At 38.5% G+C, this 17,550-nt stretch carries 20 protein-coding genes and 1 pseudogene; 15 read left to right on the top strand and 6 right to left on the bottom strand.

Annotation, left to right across the window (positions count from 1 at the left end):
* Nucleotides 1–69: 69 nt before the first annotated feature.
* Entirely contained in the window at nt 70–495 is a 426-nt protein-coding gene (locus ADH90_RS08350; protein WP_049530857.1) for a DUF6556 family protein, read from the bottom strand.
* A 136-nt stretch (nt 496–631) separates the two neighbouring features.
* Here ADH90_RS08350 and ADH90_RS08345 point away from each other — a divergent pair, with 136 nt between their 5' ends.
* From ADH90_RS08345 to ADH90_RS08300, 10 genes are all read left to right on the top strand, one after another.
* On the top strand, nt 632–1,774 hold the full coding sequence (locus ADH90_RS08345; RefSeq protein ID WP_049530856.1) for a cysteine desulfurase family protein: 1,143 nt from the start codon (nt 632–634) through the stop codon (nt 1,772–1,774).
* A gap of 8 nt (nt 1,775–1,782) precedes the next feature.
* Complete coding sequence (thiI, locus tag ADH90_RS08340; protein WP_049530855.1) at nt 1,783–2,997, top strand: tRNA uracil 4-sulfurtransferase ThiI; 1,215 nt, start codon at nt 1,783–1,785, stop codon at nt 2,995–2,997.
* Between the two features lie 135 nt (nt 2,998–3,132).
* Entirely contained in the window at nt 3,133–3,957 is an 825-nt protein-coding gene (locus ADH90_RS08335; RefSeq protein ID WP_049530854.1) for an alpha/beta hydrolase, read from the top strand.
* Between the two features lie 21 nt (nt 3,958–3,978).
* Nucleotides 3,979–4,719 carry an esterase family protein gene (locus ADH90_RS08330; protein WP_049530853.1) on the top strand — a complete coding sequence of 247 codons (741 nt, stop codon included), beginning with the start codon at nt 3,979–3,981 and terminating at the stop codon, nt 4,717–4,719.
* Between the two features lie 12 nt (nt 4,720–4,731).
* Nucleotides 4,732–5,898 (top strand): ATP-grasp domain-containing protein, encoded by a 1,167-nt coding sequence (locus tag ADH90_RS08325; protein WP_049530852.1) that lies wholly within the window; start codon nt 4,732–4,734, stop codon nt 5,896–5,898.
* A 158-nt stretch (nt 5,899–6,056) separates the two neighbouring features.
* Nucleotides 6,057–6,926, top strand: coding sequence for an aquaglyceroporin Gla (gene gla / locus ADH90_RS08320; protein ID WP_049530851.1), 870 nt, complete (start codon nt 6,057–6,059; stop codon nt 6,924–6,926).
* A 167-nt stretch (nt 6,927–7,093) separates the two neighbouring features.
* The gene (locus ADH90_RS08315) at nt 7,094–7,627 is read left to right on the top strand and encodes a YutD family protein (RefSeq protein ID WP_049530850.1); all 534 of its coding nucleotides are present in this window, start codon (nt 7,094–7,096) and stop codon (nt 7,625–7,627) included.
* Between the two features lie 16 nt (nt 7,628–7,643).
* Nucleotides 7,644–8,729, top strand: coding sequence for a 23S rRNA (adenine(2503)-C(2))-methyltransferase RlmN (rlmN, locus tag ADH90_RS08310; RefSeq protein ID WP_045763788.1), 1,086 nt, complete (start codon nt 7,644–7,646; stop codon nt 8,727–8,729).
* Nucleotide 8,730: 1 nt separating this feature from the next.
* Nucleotides 8,731–9,204 carry a VanZ family protein gene (locus ADH90_RS08305; RefSeq protein ID WP_049530849.1) on the top strand — a complete coding sequence of 158 codons (474 nt, stop codon included), beginning with the start codon at nt 8,731–8,733 and terminating at the stop codon, nt 9,202–9,204.
* A gap of 1 nt (nt 9,205) precedes the next feature.
* Nucleotides 9,206–10,747, top strand: coding sequence for an ABC-F family ATP-binding cassette domain-containing protein (locus tag ADH90_RS08300; RefSeq protein ID WP_049530848.1), 1,542 nt, complete (start codon nt 9,206–9,208; stop codon nt 10,745–10,747).
* 61 nt (nt 10,748–10,808) lie between these two features.
* Here the strand turns inward: ADH90_RS08300 and ADH90_RS08295 are convergent, their stop codons facing one another.
* The 4 genes from ADH90_RS08295 to ADH90_RS08280 all read right to left on the bottom strand — a co-directional run bounded on the left by ADH90_RS08295 (nt 10,809) and on the right by ADH90_RS08280 (nt 13,524).
* Nucleotides 10,809–11,048, bottom strand: coding sequence for a zinc-ribbon domain-containing protein (locus ADH90_RS08295; RefSeq protein ID WP_080979303.1), 240 nt, complete (start codon nt 11,046–11,048; stop codon nt 10,809–10,811).
* Nucleotides 11,049–11,076: 28 nt separating this feature from the next.
* Complete coding sequence (locus ADH90_RS08290; RefSeq protein ID WP_000717397.1) at nt 11,077–11,883, bottom strand: peptidylprolyl isomerase; 807 nt, start codon at nt 11,881–11,883, stop codon at nt 11,077–11,079.
* Nucleotides 11,884–11,954: 71 nt separating this feature from the next.
* Nucleotides 11,955–12,767, bottom strand: coding sequence for an HAD family hydrolase (locus ADH90_RS08285; RefSeq protein ID WP_049530847.1), 813 nt, complete (start codon nt 12,765–12,767; stop codon nt 11,955–11,957).
* A 13-nt stretch (nt 12,768–12,780) separates the two neighbouring features.
* Nucleotides 12,781–13,524: a DeoR/GlpR family DNA-binding transcription regulator gene (locus ADH90_RS08280; protein WP_049530846.1), complete on the bottom strand. Its 744-nt coding sequence runs from the start codon at nt 13,522–13,524 to the stop codon at nt 12,781–12,783.
* A gap of 878 nt (nt 13,525–14,402) precedes the next feature.
* Between ADH90_RS08280 and ADH90_RS08270 the strand changes: the two genes are divergently transcribed.
* Nucleotides 14,403–14,984, top strand: a complete 582-nt coding sequence (locus tag ADH90_RS08270; RefSeq protein WP_049530867.1) for a TMEM175 family protein — start codon at nt 14,403–14,405, stop codon at nt 14,982–14,984.
* 368 nt (nt 14,985–15,352) lie between these two features.
* Here ADH90_RS08270 and ADH90_RS08265 read toward each other — a convergent pair.
* Nucleotides 15,353–15,552: pseudogene (locus ADH90_RS08265) on the bottom strand (hypothetical protein).
* Nucleotides 15,553–15,731: 179 nt separating this feature from the next.
* On the opposite strand from ADH90_RS08265, the gene rpsP reads away from it, so the two are divergent.
* The 4 genes from rpsP to ADH90_RS08245 all read left to right on the top strand — a co-directional run bounded on the left by rpsP (nt 15,732) and on the right by ADH90_RS08245 (nt 17,518).
* Nucleotides 15,732–16,004: a 30S ribosomal protein S16 gene (gene rpsP / locus ADH90_RS08260; RefSeq protein ID WP_000268760.1), complete on the top strand. Its 273-nt coding sequence runs from the start codon at nt 15,732–15,734 to the stop codon at nt 16,002–16,004.
* A gap of 19 nt (nt 16,005–16,023) precedes the next feature.
* Complete coding sequence (kphA, locus tag ADH90_RS08255) at nt 16,024–16,263, top strand: RNA-binding protein KphA (protein ID WP_000379617.1); 240 nt, start codon at nt 16,024–16,026, stop codon at nt 16,261–16,263.
* Nucleotides 16,264–16,306: 43 nt separating this feature from the next.
* Nucleotides 16,307–16,642 (top strand): MazG nucleotide pyrophosphohydrolase domain-containing protein, encoded by a 336-nt coding sequence (locus ADH90_RS08250; RefSeq protein WP_049530845.1) that lies wholly within the window; start codon nt 16,307–16,309, stop codon nt 16,640–16,642.
* Between the two features lie 93 nt (nt 16,643–16,735).
* A complete protein-coding gene (locus ADH90_RS08245; protein ID WP_049530844.1) occupies nt 16,736–17,518 on the top strand; it encodes an alpha/beta fold hydrolase in 783 nt (260 codons plus the stop codon).
* Nucleotides 17,519–17,550 lie beyond the last annotated feature (32 nt).

Below are 17,550 nucleotides of genomic sequence, written 5' to 3'. Positions count from 1 at the left end.
TAACACATATACGGCAAGACGAAGCTGACGTGGTTTGAAGAGATTTTTGAAGAGTATTAGATAGTTCTTTTAGGAAGCTCCATTAGTAGTAGACGTTTTTGTATCTGTTGTTTGAGTGCTAGAAGAAGGAGCAGTCGGTTGTTCTTGTTTACTGCTAGTATCTTCTTTCTTGCTTTCTTCACTGCTACTAGATTGAGTTGTTGTTTCTTCTTGTGTGTTTTCTTTTGTAGAAGTATTATCCTTGTTGGGAGTAGTGTTCTCTTGAGGGGATTCCTTTTGAATCTCTTTTATGACAGTTGTCTGGGTTGTCGTAGTTTCTTTTTTAGAGTTATTATTGTTGTTATTGTTGTTATTATTCATAGCATTCATGATGGTGATGCTTGCAGTAATTAGCCCCAGAATACTACCGATAGTAGCAATCGTTTTTTGAAAGACAGTAAATCCTTTTTTGATGTGTTCCGTTTTAGGTTTTGATGTTCTACGATAATTAGACATAATATCTCTCCTTTACTAAAATTCATTATACCGAAAATCTTTAAAAAAAACTTAAATGAACCTGAATTGCCTTTCTTGTCGCCTGAACTGTTTCGTGATACAATAGAAGGAGTGATTTTAGAAAGCGTGAGAAACCATGATTTACTTTGATAATTCGGCAACGACTAAGCCTTATCCAGAAGCACTTGAAACCTATATGCAAGTGTCTGCAAAAATTATTGGAAATCCTTCAAGTCTCCATCGTTTGGGAGACCAATCTAGCAGAATTTTAGAAGCTTCTCGACAGCAGATTGCAGATTTGATTGGCAAGAAAAGCGAAGAAATCTTCTTTACCTCTGGTGGGACTGAGGGGGATAATTGGGTTATCAAAGGTGTGGCTTTTGAAAAAGCGCAATTTGGTAAACACATTATTGTGTCAGCTATTGAGCACCCAGCAGTCAAGGAGTCGGTTCTCTGGCTCAAGACTCAAGGGTTTGAAGTGGATTTTGCACCTGTAAATGAAAAAGGATTTGTAGATGTAACTGCTTTAGAAAACCTACTTCGTCCTGATACAACGCTAGTCTCTGTTATGGCAGTCAACAATGAAATCGGCTCAATCCAGCCTATTAAAGCTATATCAGAACTATTAGCTGATAAACCAACGATTTCCTTCCATGTTGATGCGGTTCAAGCTTTAGCTAAGATTCCGACAGAAAAGTATTTGACTGACCGAGTGGATTTTGCGACCTTCTCTAGTCATAAATTCCACGGAGTTCGTGGTGTTGGATTTGTCTATATCAAGTCTGGCAAGAAAATTACACCGCTTTTAACTGGTGGTGGCCAAGAGCGTGACTATCGTTCAACAACTGAGAATGTAGCAGGAATTGCAGCAACAGCCAAGGCACTGCGTCTAGCTATGGAAAGATTGGAATTGTTTTCTAACAAAACGAGTCAGATGAAGGAAGTCATCCGTCAGGCTCTTCTTGATTATCCAGATATTTTTGTTTTCTCAGATGAGGAAGACTTTGCGCCTCATATTCTGACCTTCGGGATTAAGGGAGTTCGTGGGGAAGTCATCGTTCATGCTTTTGAAGACTATGATATTTTCATTTCTACAACATCAGCTTGCTCGTCCAAGGCTGGGAAACCTGCTGGGACCCTGATTGCCATGGGTATTGAAAAGGCTAAAGCCCAGTCAGCAGTACGCCTCAGCCTAGACCTAGAAAATGACATGAGTCAAGTTGAGCAATTTTTGACCAAACTAAAATTAATCTACAATCAAACTAAAAAAGTAAGATAGGAGCATTCATGCAGTATTCAGAAATTATGATTCGCTACGGAGAGCTTTCAACCAAGGGTAAAAACCGGATGCGTTTCATCAATAAACTACGTAATAATATCTCAGACGTTTTGTCCATTTATCCTCAAGTCAAAGTGACAGCAGACCGCGATCGTGCCCATGCTTATCTAAATGGTGCCGACTACACAGCAGTTGCCGAGTCACTCAAGCAAGTTTTCGGGATTCAAAACTTTTCGCCAGTATACAAGGTTGAAAAATCTGTAGAAGTTCTGAAATCTGCTGTCCAAGAGATTATGAAGGACATCTACAAGGAAGGTATGACCTTTAAAATCTCAAGCAAGCGAAGCGACCACAACTTTGAGTTAGACAGTCGTGAGTTGAACCAAACTCTTGGTGGTGCAGTATTTGAAGCCATTCCCAATGTACAAGCACAAATGAAAAATCCTGACATCAATCTTCAGGTGGAGATTCGTGAAGAGGCGGCCTACCTTTCTTATGAAACCATTCGAGGAGTTGGTGGTTTACCGGTTGGAACTTCAGGGAAAGGCATGCTCATGTTGTCAGGGGGGATTGACTCTCCTGTAGCAGGTTATCTAGCTCTAAAACGTGGAGTGGATATCGAAGCTGTTCACTTTGCTAGTCCACCATATACCAGTCCAGGTGCCCTCAAAAAAGCCCAAGATTTGACCCGTAAATTGACTAAATTTGGTGGCAATATCCAGTTTATCGAAGTACCTTTCACGGAGATTCAAGAAGAGATTAAGGCCAAGGCTCCAGAAGCTTATCTCATGACTCTGACTCGCCGCTTTATGATGCGCATTACGGACCGTATCCGTGAAGTGAGAAATGGTTTGGTCATCATCAATGGTGAAAGTCTTGGTCAGGTGGCAAGCCAAACCCTGGAGAGTATGCAGGCTATCAATGCGGTGACTAATACACCAATTATCCGTCCAGTTGTGACTATGGATAAGCTAGAAATCATTGACATTGCGCAAGAAATTGATACCTTTGAAATTTCTATCCAGCCGTTTGAAGATTGTTGTACGATTTTTGCACCCGATCGTCCGAAGACAAATCCAAAGATTAAGAATGCAGAGCAGTATGAAACACGTATGGATGTCGAAGGTCTGGTTGAACGTGCAGTAGCAGGAATCATGATTACTGAAATTACGCCTCAAGCTGAGAAGGATGCAGTTGATGAGCTAATTGACGATCTCCTCTAATTAGAAAATCCAGAAGAATAGAGAAAATAAGTAGAAAAAGTTAGTTTTTTGTTCTAAATTTAGACGGAAACTGACTTTTTTTCTATTTTTGTGCTATAATAAGATAAAATTTTGAATATAGAGAGTTTTCTGACAATGAATCAATCTTATTTTTATCTAAAAATGCGAGAGCATAAATTAGTGGTTCCTTACACAGGTAAGGAGCGCCGGGTACGTGTTCTCCTCCCCAAAAACTATGATAAAGACACGGATAGAAGCTACCCAGTTGTGTATTTTCACGATGGACAAAACGTCTTTTATAGTAAGGAATCTTACGTTGGACATTCTTGGAAGATTATTCCTGCCATCAAGCGAAATCCAGATATCAGTCGTATGATTGTTGTGGCTATTGACAATGATGGTCTTGGTCGAATGAACGAGTATGCGGCATGGAAATTCCAAGAATCCAACATTCCTGGCCAACAATTTGGTGGTAAAGGTGTCGAGTACGCTGAGTTTGTCATGGAAGTGGTCAAACCCTTTATCGACGAAAACTATCGGACAAAGTCGGATCGCAAGCACACTGCTATGGTTGGATCTTCTCTGGGTGGAAATATTACCCAGTTTATTGGCTTGGAGTATCAGGATCAGATTGGATGTTTGGGAGTTTTCTCATCAGCTAACTGGCTTCACCAAGAGGCCTTTGATCGCTATATCGAGCGAAAAAAACTATTGCCTGACCAGCGTGTCTTTATCTATGTTGGTACGGAAGAAGCAGACGATACAGACAAGACCCTCATGGCTGGAAATATTAAGCAGGCCTATATCGACTCTTCCCTTCGCTATTATCATGATTTAATAGCAGGAGGAGTTGAGTTGGAAAATCTCTCTCTCAAGGTTCAGGCTGGAGCCATTCACCATGAAGTGCCATGGTCAGAAAATCTTCCAGCTTGCCTACGCTTTTTTGCAGAAAATTGGTAATTAGTATAAAGGAGACAGGATATGAATATTGAACATCTTAGCCACTGGAGTGGTCATCTTAACCGTGAAATGTATGTTAATCGTTACGGACATGCGGGTATCCCAGTGGTTGTCTTTGCTTCCTCAGGTGGTAGCCACAATGAATACTATGATTTTGGCATGATTGATGCATGTGCATCCTTTATCGAGGAAGGTCGAGTGCAATTCTTTACCCTTTCAAGTGTCGATAGTGAGAGTTGGCTAGCAACATGGAAAAATGGTCATGACCAAGCTGAAATGCACCGTGCTTATGAGCGATACGTTATTGAAGAAGCCATTCCTTTTATCAAGCACAAGACAGGCTGGTTCGACGGCATGATGACGACAGGATGCTCTATGGGAGCCTATCATGCACTTAACTTTTTCCTTCAGCATCCAGATGTCTTTACCAAGGTAATCGCCCTCAGTGGTGTCTATGACGCACGCTTTTTTGTAGGTGACTACTACAATGATGATTCTATCTATCAAAATTCACCAGTAGACTACATCTGGAATCAAAATGATGGTTGGTTTATTGACCGTTACCGTCAGGCTGAGATTGTGATTTGTACTGGCTTAGGTGCTTGGGAGCATGATGGCCTGCCTTCTTACTACAAGTTAAAAGAAGCCTTTGACCAAAAACAAATTCCTGCCTGGTTTGCAGAATGGGGACATGATGTCGCCCATGATTGGGATTGGTGGCGCAAACAAATGCCATATTTCCTCGGTCACATGAGTCTATAAAAGGAGTCGCTTATGAATTATCTTGTAATTTCACCCTATTACCCACAAAATTTCCAACAGTTTAGTATTGAACTAGCCAATAAAGGAATCACCGTTCTAGGGATTGGGCAAGAACCCTACGAACAACTAGATGAACCATTGCGCAATAGCTTGACTGAGTATTTCCGTGTTGATAATCTTGAAAATATTGATGAAGTTAAACGTGCAGTTGCCTTTCTCTTTTATAAGCATGGTCCAATTGACCGCATCGAATCTCACAATGAATACTGGCTAGAGTTGGATGCTGCTCTTCGTGAACAATTTAATGTCTTTGGTGCCAAACCAGACGACCTCAAAAAGACCAAGTTCAAGTCTGAAATGAAGAAACTCTTCAAAAAAGCTGGAGTTCCAGTGGTTCCAGGTGCTGTCATTGAAACTGATGCAGATGTTGACAAAGCTGTGAAAGAAATTGGCCTTCCGATGATTGACAAACCTGACAATGGAGTGGGAGCGGCAGCAACCTTCAAGCTTGAAACAGAAGAGGATATCCATCATTTCAAGGCAGAGTGGGACCATTCAACCGTTTATTTCTTTGAAAAATTTGTCACCTCTAGTGAAATCTGTACCTTTGATGGTTTGGTAGATAGAGATGGAAATATCGTCTTTTCTACGACCTTTGACTATGCCCATACACCGCTTGATCTCATGATTTACAAGATGGACAATTCTTATTATGTTCTTAAAGATATGGATCCAAAACTTCGTAAATATGGTGAGGCTATTGTCAAGGAATTTGGTATGAAAGAACGATTCTTCCATATCGAGTTCTTCCGTGAGGGTGATGATTATATTGCCATTGAGTATAACAACCGTCCAGCGGGTGGCTTCACCATTGATGTTTATAACTATGCCCACTCTTTTGATTTGTACAAGGGCTATGCAGCGATCGTTGCGGGTGAGCCATTCCCTGCTTCACAATTCGAGCCCCTGTACTGCTTGGCAACATCTCGTCGCGCCAATGCCAACTATGTTTATTCAGAAGAAGACTTGCTTGCCAAATACGGTCAGCAATTCAAGGTCAAGAAAATCATGCCTGCAGCCTTTGCTGAATTGCAAGGAGACTTTCTCTATATGCTAACGACACCAAGTCGTGAGGAAATGGAGCAGATGATTCAGGACTTTGGACAACGTCAAGAATAATCAAAATTTTGACCTAACAAACCTAGTTTGTTAGGTCTTTTTTTAAGAACCAAAATAAAAGCGTTTTCCCGCAGTATTCTTTTAGAAAATCTGTTGCTAAAAGGCTTAAAAATTGATAGAATAGGGATTGTCTAAAAAATATTAAGGAGAATCTATCAATGGATTTCGCATGGGCAGTCAAATATGCCACTGAATTTTTGGGAACAGCCATCTTGATCATCTTGGGAAATGGTGCAGTTGCCAACGTTGAACTTAAAGGTACGAAAGGTCACCAAAGTGGCTGGCTCGTTATCGCTGTTGGTTACGGTATGGGGGTTATGATCCCTGCCTTGATGTTTGGTAATGTTTCTGGTAACCACATCAACCCAGCCTTCACTCTTGGTCTAGCAGTTAGCGGACTTTTCCCTTGGGCACAAGTAGTACCATACATCGTTGCACAAGTCTTGGGAGCAATCTTCGGACAAGCCTTGGTTGTTGCAACTCACCGTCCATACTACTTGCAAACTGAAAAAGCAAACAATATCTTGGGAACATTCTCAACAATTTCAAGTATTGACCAAGGTACAAAAGAATCACGCTTTGCAGCAACAGTTAACGGTTTTATCAACGAGTTTGTTGGTTCATTCGTTCTCTTCTTTGCAGCACTTGGTATGACAAAGAACTTTTTTGGTGCTGAAGTTCTCCAATACATGAAACAAATGGCTAGCCAATCTGGCCAAACACTTGACTTATCACAAATCGCTGTGAAAGCACAAGTGGCACCACATACAACTGCAGGTCTTTCTGTAGCTCACTTAGGACTAGGTTTCTTGGTTATGGCATTGGTTGCCTCTCTTGGTGGACCTACAGGGCCAGGTTTGAACCCAGCTCGTGACCTTGGACCACGTCTCCTTCATGCCTTCCTTCCAAAATCAATCCTTGGTGAACACAAGGGAGATTCAAAATGGTGGTATGCTTGGGTACCAGTAGTTGCACCGATTGCGGCTGGTATTACAGCAGTAATGCTCTTCAAGTTCCTTTATATGTAATCATTAAAAAACTGGGAATTCCCAGTTTTTTCTTGTTTTAAAAATGGAGTAACCTTCAGCTAATCAATGCTAAAATCGTCAGATTTTTTTCATTTTAATACTAAAGGTGAAAATGTGGCGAAAATATGGTAGAATAGAGTATTAAGTAATCGTTGAAAAGGAAGATTATGCGTAAAGAAATTGCACCCGAATTATATAATTACAATAAATTCCCTGGTCCCGAATTTCAACTGACTGGAAACAGAGTGGAAGCTGAAGATTTTGTTTTTACTCTAGTTGAAAATAGCAAGGATGCTTTTGATGCAACAGCTTTTACTCAACGTTTTTCAGAAGTTTTGACCAAGTTCGACTATATCGTAGGAGACTGGAGTAATGAGCAGTTACGCTTACGGGGATTTTATAAGAATGAACGAGCTGAAGAATCTTTAGAAAAAATCAGTCGCTTGCAAGACTACCTACTAGAGTATTGTAGCTATGGATGTGCCTATTTTGTTCTAGAAAATGAAGTTCCTAAACGAGCACCATTTGACCAAAAGATGCGCAAAAAAGAGGAAGAAAAGGACTCTCGCAAAGGGAAAAAGACTTCTCAAAGTAAGAAAAAAAATCATACAGATAAGAGAAATAGACGCCGTTCAAAAGAACAGAAATCTCAGAAAGAAGATAAGGGGCAACGTCATTTCGTTATCCGTAAGAAGGACTAGAAAATAAGGAGAAAAGATGAAACCGTCGATTTATAGTTTAACACGTCAAGGAATGCAAGAGTGGGTCTTGGAGCAAGGAGAAAAGAAATTCCGTGCTGATCAAATCTGGGAATGGCTTTACCGTAAACGTGTTCAATCATTTGAAGAAATGACCAACTTGTCTAAGGATTTGATTGCCAAACTCAATGATCAATTTGTGGTAAATCCTTTGAAACAACGCATTGTGCAAGAGTCAGCCGATGGTACTGTCAAGTACCTCTTTGAGTTGCCAGATGGTATGCTAATTGAGACAGTGCTTATGCGTCAGCACTATGGTTTATCAGTCTGTGTAACCACTCAGGTAGGATGCAATATCGGTTGTACCTTCTGTGCATCAGGCTTGATCAAGAAACAACGTGACCTCAATAATGGAGAAATTGTTGCCCAAATTATGTTGGTTCAAAAGTATTTTGACGAACGTGGACAAGATGAACGTGTAAGCCATATCGTTGTAATGGGTATCGGAGAGCCATTTGATAACTACAATAACGTCTTGAACTTTATCCGTACTATCAACGACGATAAGGGAATGGCTATCGGTGCTCGTCATATCACTGTTTCAACTTCTGGCTTGGCTCACAAAATCCGTGAATTTGCTAATGAAGGAGTACAGGTTAACCTTGCTGTTTCTCTTCATGCTCCAAACAATGAACTGCGTTCAAGCATCATGAAGATTAACCGTGCCTTTCCGATTGAAAAGCTCTTTGCAGCTATCGAGTATTACATCGAAACAACCAACCGCCGTGTAACTTTTGAGTATATCATGCTAAATGAAGTCAATGACGGAGTAGAACAGGCACTTGAGTTGGCAGAATTGCTTAAGAACATTAAGAAATTGTCTTATGTCAATTTGATCCCTTACAACCCAGTTAGTGAGCATGATCAGTATAGCCGAAGCCCTAAAGAGCGTGTCATGGCCTTCTATGATACACTCAAGAAAAAAGGTGTCAACTGTGTCGTTCGCCAGGAACATGGTACAGATATCGATGCGGCTTGTGGACAGTTGCGTTCAAATACCATGAAGCGTGATCGTCAAAAAGCAGTAGCTGAAGTAAATCCATAAGATGAATCGAAAAACATTACTAAGCTTTGGAGTGCTTTTATACAGTCTTAGTATCGTCTGTTTTTGCTTTACTCCCCAACCTCAACTTCCTACAGGAGTGGAAACTCCAGGTATTCAACATCTTGGACGCCTGGTTTTTCTTTTGACGCCTTTTAACTCCTTTTGGAAACTTGGAGAAGTAACCAGCCTTTTACAGCTGTTTTGGATTTTTTTGCAGAATGCCTTAAATATCCTCTTGCTTTTTCCATTGATTTTCCAGCTTCTCTATCTCAATCCTAGATTAAGAAAAACAAAGAAAGTGATTTTGTTAAGCTTTTTATTGAGCTTAAGCATCGAGTGCACACAGCTAGCTTTAGACTTTTTCTTTGATTTTAATCGGGTCTTTGAGATTGATGATTTGTGGACCAATACTTTGGGTGGCTACCTAGCTTGGATCCTCTATAAACTACTACATAAACACAAGATAAGGAATTAAAATGAGTATCTTAGAAGTTAAAAATTTGAGTCACGGTTTTGGTGACCGTGCGATTTTTGAAGACGTGTCCTTCCGTCTCCTTAAAGGTGAACACATCGGATTAGTTGGTGCTAACGGTGAAGGAAAATCAACCTTCATGAGCATCGTAACTGGTAAAATGTTACCTGATGAAGGTAAGGTGGAATGGTCTAAATATGTGACTGCAGGCTACCTTGACCAGCACGCTGTGTTAAAAGAAGGCCAAACCGTGCGTGATGTCCTTCGTACTGCTTTTGATGAGTTATTTAAGGCAGAAGCACGTATCAATGAACTCTACATGGAAATGGCAGAAGAGGGAGCTGATATTGATGCATTGATGGAAGAAGTTGGTGAACTTCAGGACCGTTTGGAAAGTCGTGATTTCTATACCTTAGATGCAAAGATTGATGAAGTGGCGCGTGCTCTTGGTGTCATGGACTTTGGGATGGATACGGATGTAACAGCCTTGTCAGGTGGACAAAGAACCAAGGTATTATTAGCGAAACTCCTCCTTGAAAAGCCAGATATCTTGCTTCTGGACGAGCCAACCAACTACTTGGATGCTGAGCATATCGACTGGCTCAAGCGCTATCTCCAGAACTATGAGAATGCCTTTGTTCTTATTTCACACGATATTCCTTTCCTCAACGACGTTATCAATATCGTCTATCATGTAGAAAATCAGCAGTTGACACGTTATTCAGGCGATTACTACCAGTTCCAAGAAGTCTATGCTATGAAGAAATCGCAATTGGAAGCAGCCTATGAACGTCAACAGAAAGAAATTGCGGATCTCAAGGATTTCGTAGCCCGTAATAAGGCGCGTGTTGCTACTCGTAACATGGCCATGTCTCGTCAAAAGAAATTAGACAAGATGGATATCATCGAACTCCAAAGCGAAAAGCCAAAGCCATCCTTTGAATTTAAATCTGCACGTACACCAGGTCGCTTTATCTTCCAAGCTAAGGACTTGCAGATTGGTTATGATCGTCCTCTTACTAAACCATTACATCTTACCTTTGAGCGCAATCAAAAGGTTGCGATCATCGGTGCCAACGGTATCGGGAAAACAACCCTCTTGAAGAGTCTTTTGGGGATTATTCCACCTATTGCTGGGGAAGTTGAGCGTGGTGACTACCTAGAACTTGGCTACTTTGAACAAGAAGTGGAAGGTGGCAATCGTCAGACACCACTGGAAGCAGTCTGGAATGCCTTTCCGGCACTCAATCAAGCAGAAGTTCGTGCAGCTCTTGCCCGCTGTGGCTTGACGACTAAGCACATCGAAAGCCAGATTCAGGTCTTGTCAGGTGGGGAACAAGCCAAGGTTCGTTTCTGTCTCCTGATGAATCGTGAAAACAACGTTTTAGTGCTGGACGAGCCGACCAACCACTTGGATGTGGATGCTAAGGATGAGCTCAAACGAGCTCTAAAAGAGTATAAGGGCTCAATCCTTATGGTTTGCCACGAACCAGACTTCTATGAAGGCTGGATGGATCAAATTTGGGATTTCAATGAGCTAACATAAATAGAGAAACTCGCAAAACTAGAATAGGAAAAAGCCAAGTCTGTGTGACTTGGCTTTTTGGCTAGTAATTCAAATAGGTTTCAATATCAGATTTTTGGATTTCTTTACCGTAGTGACAAATAGGGCAAGAAACGAAATAAGTTTTTCCGTAAGGAAAGAGTGGAATCCAGTAAAGAGTAAACTTACGTCCAGTTTCTGAAATTTCCCAAGTGTCGGTATTGTTACAGTGACCACACTCGATAGTGGTTTGAGTATGTCCTAAGACCTTTTGGTAACCTTTCGAACCCCAGAATAAAATCATTGTCTCATCTCCTTATTTTGGGGTCATCCTATTTTTTACTGAAATCGTAGTCCTTAACAATTTCGATACTGTCAATAGTGATAGCAGTAGTTGGTTTGTCTTTTTCGTCTTTTTCAGCCTTGGCAATCTTGTCAACAACATCCATACCGTCGATGACTTGACCAAAGACAGGATGCTTACCGTCTAGACTAGGATTTCCACCTTCTTTGTAGGCTTCGATAATTTTCTTTGGATAGCTACTTGTAGGGAGTTTGGCAGAAATATCCGTCGTATTTTGGTTGATGAAGAACTGGCTACCGTTTGAATTTGGTTGACCAGTATTGGCCATAGAGAGAGAACCACGAATGTTATAGAGATACGGAGAGATTTCGCTCTTGAAACCAGTTCCCTGGTCTTTAGTCTTATCCTTATCATGCCAGATGGATTCACCACCAGTACCATCCCCTTTTGGATCACCAGTCTGGACCATGAAGCCATCGATCACTCGGTGGAAGGTAACACCATTATAGTAGCCTTCTTTTGCGTGAGTTAGGAAATTTTCAACCGCAAGTGGAGCTAGCTTTGGAAAGAGTTTGATACGGATATCTCCTTGACTGGTGTGGAGAATGACTTCAGCTTCGTCTTCAGCAACTTCCTTAGAGAGTTGTGGGAAGTTAGCATTCTCATTTGTCAAGGCGTCTTTGAGATCCTTGGCAGATTGGGCAGCTGCTTTGGAACTTTCTTCAGCAGCCAAGCTAGAATCTACATAGTCATCCCCTCGGAGACTACGTTGGATACTGCTACATCCAGCGAGGGCAAAAGTTGAGATTAATAGAAGTGTTGCTATTTTTTTCATGGTAATCCTTTCAAAAATCATTTCTACCATTGTACCCTAATTGAAAGTGGATTTCAAATATTCAATTGTGATCATTCCGATAGTACATACAATTTTATGGCCTTACTTACCCCATTTTGATCATTAGAATCTGTTACTTTATTTGCACAGACTTTAACATCTGTAGGAGCATTTCCCATTGCAACACCAAGTCCAGCGGTCTCTATCATTGGAATGTCGTTATAATTATCTCCAATACTCATAATTTCAGTGAGTGATAGTTGATAATAGTTGGCTAATTCTAACAGAGCTTGTTTTTTTGAGACTTGATTATGTGTGACTTCAAGATAGTTATCCTTCGAAAGGTAAAAGTCAGTTTGAGGGAAATCTATTGTTGCTAATGTCTCTTTAAGTTTCTGGATGGTAGCTGCGTTATCTATTAGTAAAAGTTTATGAATAAGATTCTTTTCTTCCTGAAGAAAATCTGCTAGTGAAGTAACTTTTGGGCTCTCTCCAGTAATCTGTGCTTCAATTTCTACCCATTTATCTAAAGCATTTACGTACCAATTTTTTCCAGAATAAACATTAATTGAAACTGTCGGAAATTCTTTTGTTAAAAAATCATGTAGTAAGAGTAATTCCTTTTTATTAATAGTATGCTGACTCAGAATTTTATCTCCTATACTAATGAGAGCACCATTATAACTTGCCATTGGAAAACTTGTAATCCCCAGTTCTTTCGAAATTGGCGCTATACCGAGAGGAGATCTAGCAGAAGCTAAAACAAAAGGAATTTCACTTTGTTTCAAAAGTGGCATAAGCTCTAGTAAATGAGAGTCTAATTGGTGATTTTGGTCTAAAATGGTACCATCGATATCACTCATGATTAATTTTATTACTGACATATGTTTCTCCTTTTTAAAATAGAATAGTTGTTTTACCATCTAAAGATTGTTGAATTTCTATGTCGGGTTCTTTGTCTGTAATCCAATAATCAAAATCAGTAAGTTCGGAAAGAATATAATGAGAGTGTTTGTTTATCTTGCTGGTTTCAGCTAACAAGACGCGAATTTTACTGGTTTTAAATGCTCTTTTTTTCATTAGAACATCTTCTTGATCCTCAAAGCTAACTTGTCCGTCTGAAAGACTAGCTGCACCAAAAAATGCTAAGTCAAATTTAATTCTATTCAAAGATTCGGATTCTTCTAATGAGTAATAGAAACGATTCTTTTTATGAAATCGTCCACCGATAATGTGAAAAACGACATTTTCATTTTCTCCTAAGACCAGTGCATTATCCAATGAATGGCTGAAAATAGTAACTTTTTTATCTGTTATTTTTGCTAACTCAAGTACAGTTGTTGAAACATCATAGAAAATTAATTGTGAATCAGAAATAAGTTGGGTAGCTAAATGGGCAATTTTCTCTTTTTCTTTGGAAGACTGTTCTGCTCGACCTTTATAACCAAGAATCCTTTGCTTTGGGATTGGCAATAAACCTCCATGAGTTCTTTTTGCTCGTTTCTCCTTTGCGAGAATAGCAAAATCTCTACGGATGGTATCTTTGGAAACATGGAAATGGTCAACCATTTCTTTTGCTGATAGACTTCCTCTATCCTCTAAAAGTTTAATGATTTCTTCTAATCGTTGTTCTTGGTACATATGAATTCCCTCTTTTAATACTAATATACCTCTTTCGTAAGTGATTGTCAATAAATGTAATGATTTATAAGTGTTTTAAATGATTTACAAAAAAATCAACCTGACTTGGTTGATTAAAGATTCTTCTTAGGATGGCGGTCAATGATTGCTTGATGGTCTTTGAGAGCTTGTTCACCTTTTGGAGTTAGTTTATAACCGCGAATCGAAAAGTGACCAGCTAATTCTTCTTCTGAAAATGGTCATGAAGGGCTTGATTCAGGTCGGTAGCCTTCATTTTAGAAAGTCCAGTAACTCCCTTCTTCTTCAGGATATTCTTTTTCATGGTGCTATTTAGATGGTCAAGTAAGTCAAAGGCGGTTTCGATGGTAGCATATCCTTTTTCAATAAGTTTTTCTAAATGTTTTGGTGCATCAATTCCATAAGTATACTCAAAATACTTTGGAAACCAGGTCTAAAGAAAGCTCGTAAAGCATCACAATTTAGTAAACGTTAAAACTTATTTACATTTATTGAAAGCATTTCGTATCAAAAATACGGGATGCTTTTTCTCTTCCCCCAAAATTTTTGTAACTAGGTGATACTTAAAATTGATACAAATTTGGTTGTTCTTGATAAATCTAAGCAACAATAAGTGATCAAGTGAAAAGGGAGGAATTTGAAAGAAAATGTATCTTTGATAGTAGTCATTTATTGTGAAATATGTTAAAATTTATTAATTAGATGGATGAATATTTCTAAAGTTAAATAAGATATGACAGATACATTTTTTTAGTGTATCTTGTTTGTACTCAAAGTATGAAATGAATATCTAATATTTAAGATTAATAAATATTATACGATGAGATGGAATGCTACAAAATGAAAGGCGATGTAATCTGATGAAGAAAGATAGATTAATTGCATTGACAGATGCGGTTCTAGCAATTATTATGACCATTTTGATTTTAGAGTTAGAAAAACCAACGACACCAAGTCTTCAAGCTTTTTGGGATTTACGGCAAAATTTCTTTGCTTATTTTCTTTCCTTTTTCTGGTTGGGATCGTTATGGATGGCACTAAATACATTGTGGGAAAAGGTTGAGAAAATTTCTCAACAAATTGTTTGGTGGAATTTATTTCTTTTATTTTTTGTTTCATTTATGCCCTATGCTACTGGAATAGTTAGTAGTCATTTCATGAATCATACGGCACAGCTCTTTTATGGACTGATCGTTATTGTTTCAACGGTAGCAAACTGGTTTTTACATAAAGTAATTGATAAACCCAATATAGATCAGAAAGAATTACTTGAAGCTACCGCACAATATAGAAAGTTATTGATACCTGACCTAATAATTAAAGGAGTGGGATTGATTCTATCCTTAATTGTCTATCCTCCGATTATGATGTATAGTGTTTTAATTGCGGCATTTTACATCATAACTTTAAAAACACTATCTGAAAAAAGAGTGAATAACTAAAAAATGGTGACCAAAGTTAGGTGTATTATTTTAATGATTACAGAACTAAATTATTCCCCTATTTAGAATCTATTAATTCATGTTTTATAATTTAATTAGTAGATATCGTTCTTAAAATCCTTGATATTTCGCTGTTTTTAGTCCAATTAAAATCTATACTTTCCAAACCAGATCTTAAGAAAGCTCGTAAAGCTAGCCAGTTCTCTAAACGTTAAGAACTAGCTACAATACAGCATTTACAACACTTCATGGTTCACACCATTTAATTGAAAGTTATTTAAATTAGATGAAAATTTGTTTTCTGAAAAAGTGGGAAAACATTGATTTTAAGCGGATTTTGAATCATATTCGAATGGGAGTTTTTAAAATCATGTTTCGGTTGTAAAAGTGCCAAACTGGACTCTCCATAGGAGGGGATATCACCTGCCAGGAGATTGTCTTCTAATAATTCCATATTTCGCTTGGAAACAGGCTTGGGATTTAGTAGCCAAGCCTCTATATCACGATCAGGAGAGATATAAGGCTTAACCTGATGGTCTTTGTAAATGTTCTCTAGACTAGTATTCATAAAATTTCTCTTTCTAATTTATCTCTATTAGTCTAACAAATTTCTAAAAAATTTAAAAATTTTAAAGTCTGTCAAGTTTTTTTCTTGACACCTCTTAGAAATCTGCTATAATAGAACATGTGCTAAATAGCTCAGCTATTTCACCGAACTAAAAAAATAAAAGAAAAGAGATATTAAAAATGGCAGTAAAAATCCGTTTGACTCGTATGGGTTCTAAGAAAAAACCTTTCTACCGTATTAACGTAGCAGATTCACGTTCACCACGTGACGGACGTTTCATCGAAACAGTTGGAACTTACAACCCACTTGTTGCTGAAAACCAAGTAACCTTGAAAGAAGACCGCGTTCTTGCATGGTTGGCTGATGGAGCTCAACCTTCAGATACAGTACGCAACATCCTTTCAAAAGAAGGCGTATTGAAGAAATTCCACGATTCTAAATTCTCTAAATAATTCTAAAGTAGGTTGACAGATGGATACGATTGAAAATCTCATTATTGCGATTGTGAAACCCTTGATTTCACAACCAGATGCCTTAACTATCAAGATTGAAGATACACCAGAATTTTTGGAGTATCATTTGGATCTTGACCAAAGCGATGTGGGTCGTGTGATTGGTCGTAAGGGTCGCACTATCTCTGCGATAAGAACGATTGTCTACTCTGTCCCAACTGAAGACAAAAAAGTAAGAATCGTTATTGATGAAAAATAAGAAAAGCGGGACAAGGTCTCGCTTTTTTTGCAAGGAGTAGGATATGAAGGATTTAACAGTTAGACAACTAGAGGAATACTTACTTGATCATTACCAACAATCTAGAACAGAAGAAGGACTTTTTATCAAGTTGGTAGAAGAAGTTGGGGAAGTAGCTGAAGTTTTAAATGGACGTTCAGGTAGAAAAGAGGGTGTCCAAGATTCAAACGAGGAATTGGCAAAGGAGTTGGCAGATATCATTCACTACACAGTGGCGATTGCAGCTATTAATCATATTGACCTTACCAAGACGATCTTTGAGAAAGACAAAAAGGCAGCTATCAAATATCAGCATGAACGAGATTTGGAAGGATATTTAGAAGCCGAAGGTCAGAACTAGCTTTTTTCTCAAACTTGTGAAAATCCCTGGAACGTGATAAAATAAAGGATAAGGGTATATAATAAATCATTGTATAGAATGAGTGGTTTCTTTATGAAGAGGTTTGAAGTATCTACAGAAATTGGCAGTCTCTTTGTTACTTATCAAAAGCAAAAGAAAGTGCTAGTTTGTTTAAGTGGCGCAGGTTTGTTACCAAGTTATGAAAATTTTTTACTTATACTTGAAAAACTTCCTCCTACAATTGGTTATTTGACAATTGATTTTCCGAACACAGGTAGAAGTCCGATTCATGACCAAGCTGGAAAAAATCTGGATAATCTTGCAGATGCAGTTTATGAAGTACTTGAAGAATTGGCGATTTCTGAATATATACTTTGTGCACATAGTTTGAGTGGAATTGTAGCTTGCAAATTACTCAACAAACCAATTAAGTGTCAGGCTTTAGTAGCGCTTGAACCGACCACTAAAAAAGTTATGTTTGCTGATTTTTCAGAAAATCTTTATCCAGAAATGGAAGAGCAAATGAGACTGATTGAAGAATTTGGTCCTGAACTTTATTTTAAGAACTTAACTCAATCCACATTTAATCCTGAAACTAACAAAGAAATCTGGAAATTAATGCAAGAAAAAGGCTTAGAGTTGGAAAATCAAGATCCAGAATTTCAGATATCTGGAGAAATTACTGAGGAAGATTTTGAGAATTTGTCGATAGAATCTCATATCCCTGTATATATTTTTTGTCAGGCTTATAGAGAAAAAGAGTACAGAGAATCAGAATATTGGACTTCCAATACTAAACTTATTTTAGGAGGGAATCACCATTATTTACAGTGGTCCGAATCAGAGAAAATTGTAGATATTATTAAAAAATTGTAAGAAGAAAATGGAGATAAGGAAATTACAGGAGA

The organism is Streptococcus pseudopneumoniae, assembly GCF_001073085.1.
Lineage (GTDB): Bacteria > Bacillota > Bacilli > Lactobacillales > Streptococcaceae > Streptococcus > Streptococcus pseudopneumoniae_M.
Note: the sequence above shows the minus strand (reverse complement) of the source record. Positions and strands in the feature narration are given on the sequence as shown.

What these genes read in the sequence shown, in the direction of transcription:
- ADH90_RS08350 (WP_049530857.1), bottom strand. Translation starts at nt 495, where the DNA reads ATGTCTAATTATCGTAGAACATCAAAACCTAAAACGGAACACATCAAA.
- ADH90_RS08335 (WP_049530854.1), top strand. Translation starts at nt 3,133, where the DNA reads ATGAATCAATCTTATTTTTATCTAAAAATGCGAGAGCATAAATTAGTG.
- ADH90_RS08245 (WP_049530844.1), top strand. Translation starts at nt 16,736, where the DNA reads ATGAAGAGGTTTGAAGTATCTACAGAAATTGGCAGTCTCTTTGTTACT.
- ADH90_RS08305 (WP_049530849.1), top strand. Translation starts at nt 8,731, where the DNA reads ATGAATCGAAAAACATTACTAAGCTTTGGAGTGCTTTTATACAGTCTT.
- ADH90_RS08345 (WP_049530856.1), top strand. Translation starts at nt 632, where the DNA reads ATGATTTACTTTGATAATTCGGCAACGACTAAGCCTTATCCAGAAGCA.
- ADH90_RS08300 (WP_049530848.1), top strand. Translation starts at nt 9,206, where the DNA reads ATGAGTATCTTAGAAGTTAAAAATTTGAGTCACGGTTTTGGTGACCGT.
- ADH90_RS08315 (WP_049530850.1), top strand. Translation starts at nt 7,094, where the DNA reads ATGCGTAAAGAAATTGCACCCGAATTATATAATTACAATAAATTCCCT.
- kphA (WP_000379617.1), top strand. Translation starts at nt 16,024, where the DNA reads ATGGATACGATTGAAAATCTCATTATTGCGATTGTGAAACCCTTGATT.
- ADH90_RS08295 (WP_080979303.1), bottom strand. Translation starts at nt 11,048, where the DNA reads ATGATTTTATTCTGGGGTTCGAAAGGTTACCAAAAGGTCTTAGGACAT.
- ADH90_RS08285 (WP_049530847.1), bottom strand. Translation starts at nt 12,767, where the DNA reads ATGTCAGTAATAAAATTAATCATGAGTGATATCGATGGTACCATTTTA.
- ADH90_RS08290 (WP_000717397.1), bottom strand. Translation starts at nt 11,883, where the DNA reads ATGAAAAAAATAGCAACACTTCTATTAATCTCAACTTTTGCCCTCGCT.
- rlmN (WP_045763788.1), top strand. Translation starts at nt 7,644, where the DNA reads ATGAAACCGTCGATTTATAGTTTAACACGTCAAGGAATGCAAGAGTGG.
- ADH90_RS08325 (WP_049530852.1), top strand. Translation starts at nt 4,732, where the DNA reads ATGAATTATCTTGTAATTTCACCCTATTACCCACAAAATTTCCAACAG.
- ADH90_RS08330 (WP_049530853.1), top strand. Translation starts at nt 3,979, where the DNA reads ATGAATATTGAACATCTTAGCCACTGGAGTGGTCATCTTAACCGTGAA.
- ADH90_RS08250 (WP_049530845.1), top strand. Translation starts at nt 16,307, where the DNA reads ATGAAGGATTTAACAGTTAGACAACTAGAGGAATACTTACTTGATCAT.
- ADH90_RS08270 (WP_049530867.1), top strand. Translation starts at nt 14,403, where the DNA reads ATGAAGAAAGATAGATTAATTGCATTGACAGATGCGGTTCTAGCAATT.
- thiI (WP_049530855.1), top strand. Translation starts at nt 1,783, where the DNA reads ATGCAGTATTCAGAAATTATGATTCGCTACGGAGAGCTTTCAACCAAG.
- ADH90_RS08280 (WP_049530846.1), bottom strand. Translation starts at nt 13,524, where the DNA reads ATGTACCAAGAACAACGATTAGAAGAAATCATTAAACTTTTAGAGGAT.
- gla (WP_049530851.1), top strand. Translation starts at nt 6,057, where the DNA reads ATGGATTTCGCATGGGCAGTCAAATATGCCACTGAATTTTTGGGAACA.
- rpsP (WP_000268760.1), top strand. Translation starts at nt 15,732, where the DNA reads ATGGCAGTAAAAATCCGTTTGACTCGTATGGGTTCTAAGAAAAAACCT.